We start from the raw sequence: 2,664 nt of genomic DNA on the forward strand, positions 1-2,664 counted from the left end.
GCTCCCTCGCCACAGGTTAATCGTCCGTCAAGGTCCCGCGAAGGTTGGCAAGCCCGCCCTCGCCACGGATAATGCCCAGTTTTTCCACCTGCGCATCGCGCGCCACCGCTTGCGGTCGAAAGAGAACACCATGAAAGACACCATTCGCCAGCTGATCCAACAAGCCCTCACCCAACTCGTCAACGAAGGTGTGTTGCCTGAAGGCCTGACGCCGGCGATCCAGGTGGAAAATACCCGCGACAAGACCCACGGTGATTTCGCCAGCAACATCGCGATGATGCTGGCCAAGCCGGCCGGCCTGAAGCCGCGCGACCTGGCGGAAAAAATCATCGCCGCGCTGCCGGCCGACCCTCAGGTGACCAAGGCTGAAATCGCCGGCCCAGGCTTCATCAACTTCTTCCAGAACACCCAGGCCCTGGCTTCGCGCCTGGACGCGGCCCTGGCCGACGCGAAAATCGGCGTGCGCAAGGCCGGCCCGGCACAGCGCGTGGCCATCGACCTGTCGGCACCGAACCTGGCCAAGGAAATGCACGTGGGCCACCTGCGCTCCACCATCATCGGTGACGGCGTGGCGCGGGTCCTGGAGTTCCTCGGCGATGACGTGATCCGCCAGAACCACGTGGGCGACTGGGGTACCCAGTTCGGCATGCTGATGGCCTATCTGCAGGAAAACCCGATCACCAGCAACGAGCTGTCGGACCTGGAGAACTTCTACCGCGCCGCCAAGAAGCGTTTCGACGAATCCGAAGAATTCGCCGACCGCGCCCGTGGCCTGGTGGTCAAGCTGCAAGCCGGCGATGCCGAATGCCTGGAACTGTGGGGCCGCTTCCGCGAGATCTCGCTGTCCCACTGCCAGGAAATCTACGAGCTGCTCAACGTCAAATTGACCATGGCCGACGTGATGGGCGAAAGCGCCTACAACGACGACCTGATCAACGTGGTCAACGACCTCAAGGCCAAGGGCCTGCTGGTTGAAAGCAACGGCGCGCAGTGCGTGTTCCTCGAAGAATTCAAGACCGCCGACGGCGACCCGCTGCCGGTGATCATCGTCAAGGCCGATGGCGGCTACCTCTACGCCACCACCGACCTGGCCGCCGTGCGCTACCGCAGCGGCGTGCTGAAAGCCGACCGTGCCCTGTATTTCGTTGACCAGCGCCAGGCCCTGCACTTCCAGCAAGTGTTCGAAGTGGCGCGGCGCGCCGGTTTCGTGACCCATCCGATGCAGATGGAGCACATGGGCTTCGGCACCATGAACGGCGCCGATGGCCGCCCGTTCAAGACCCGTGACGGCGGCACCGTGAAGCTGATCGACCTGCTGAACGAAGCCCAGGACCGCGCCTACAACCTGGTGAAGGAAAAGAACCCGGAGCTGGCCGAAGCCGACCTGCGCAACATCGCCCGCGTCGTGGGGATTGGCGCGGTGAAATACGCCGACCTGTCCAAGCACCGCACCAGCGACTACAGCTTCAACTTCGAACTGATGCTCAACTTCGAAGGCAACACCGCGCCGTACCTGCTGTATGCCTACACGCGGGTGGCCGGTGTGTTCCGCAAGCTGGGCAAGGACTTCAGCGAAGTCGAAGGCCAGATCAACCTTGAGGCGCCACACGAGCAGGAACTGGCTGCCAAGCTCGCGCAATTCGGCGAAGTGCTGAACAGCGTCGGCGAAAAAGGCACACCGCACATCCTCTGCACCTATTTGTACGAAGTCGCCGGTTTGTTCTCCAGCTTCTACGAGAACTGCCCGATCCTGACCGCAGACGACGAAGCCCAAAAGCAGAGCCGCCTGCGCCTCGCCGCACTGGCAGGACGGACCCTCAAGCAAGGCCTGGAATTGTTGGGCCTGGAAACTCTGGAGCGTATGTAAGTTGGCTGCCAAGAAAAAACCTGCACCCAAGCGCGGCGCCAGCCGCTACCAGGCACCGGCGAAGAAGCCTATTCCGGGCTGGTTGTGGATGGCCATCGGCCTGACGGTCGGCGCGTTTGTGGTGTTCCTGATGAAGCTCGACCCGGGCAAGGGCGATGACGTCAAACGGGTCAAGCAAGAACAGCAGAAGGCCACGAAAATGGCCGAGGCGAACAAGACACCGCCTAGCCCGACTGCGCCGGTGAAGCCGAAATACGACTTCTACACGCTGCTGCCGGAATCGGAAGTGATCGTGCCGCCGGACGCCGTGCCGGAGAAAACCCTGCCGACGCCGCAGCCGGTGCCGACTACGCCGGTTACCCCGGCGGAAGCAGCGAAGATCGACACGGCCCGGGCCCAGGCTGCGCTGGCCGGGATTACCCCGCCGCCACCGCCGCCGGTCGCCACCACCAAGGCCGCGCCCGTGACCAAGTTCTTCCTGCAGGCGGGCTCGTTCCCGAAACAGGCGGATGCGGACCGTGTGCGTGCGCAGATCATTCTGCTGGGGCAGGCGGTGACGGTGGAGTCGGGCACTGTGAAGGACGCGACCTGGTATCGCGTGCTGGTGGGGCCGTTCAGCAACCGTGAACAGCTGACCGTGGCGCAGAAGCAACTGGCCGGCGCCGGGTTTAGCAACCTGTTGTTACAACAACGCCAGAGCCGCTGATTCCGGAAACAGCATCGGGTTAATGTGGGAGCGGGCTTGCTCGCGAATGCGGTAGATCAGTCAATATTTTAGGTGACTGACACACCGCATT

The 2,664-nt window shown here is 62.9% G+C and carries 2 protein-coding genes; both read left to right on the forward strand.

Annotation, left to right across the window (positions count from 1 at the left end; genetic code table 11):
* The first annotated feature begins 130 nt into the window (after positions 1–130).
* Complete coding sequence (argS, locus tag HX873_RS30740) at positions 131–1,867, forward strand: arginine--tRNA ligase (protein ID WP_003209327.1); 1,737 nt, start codon at positions 131–133, stop codon at positions 1,865–1,867.
* Between the two features lies 1 nt (position 1,868).
* The gene (locus tag HX873_RS30745) at positions 1,869–2,573 is read left to right on the forward strand and encodes an SPOR domain-containing protein (protein WP_003209324.1); all 705 of its coding nucleotides are present in this window, start codon (positions 1,869–1,871) and stop codon (positions 2,571–2,573) included.
* The last annotated feature ends 91 nt before the right edge of the window (positions 2,574–2,664 follow it).

The organism is Pseudomonas sp. P7758 (genome assembly GCF_013386485.1).
Taxonomy (GTDB): Bacteria; Pseudomonadota; Gammaproteobacteria; order Pseudomonadales; family Pseudomonadaceae; genus Aquipseudomonas.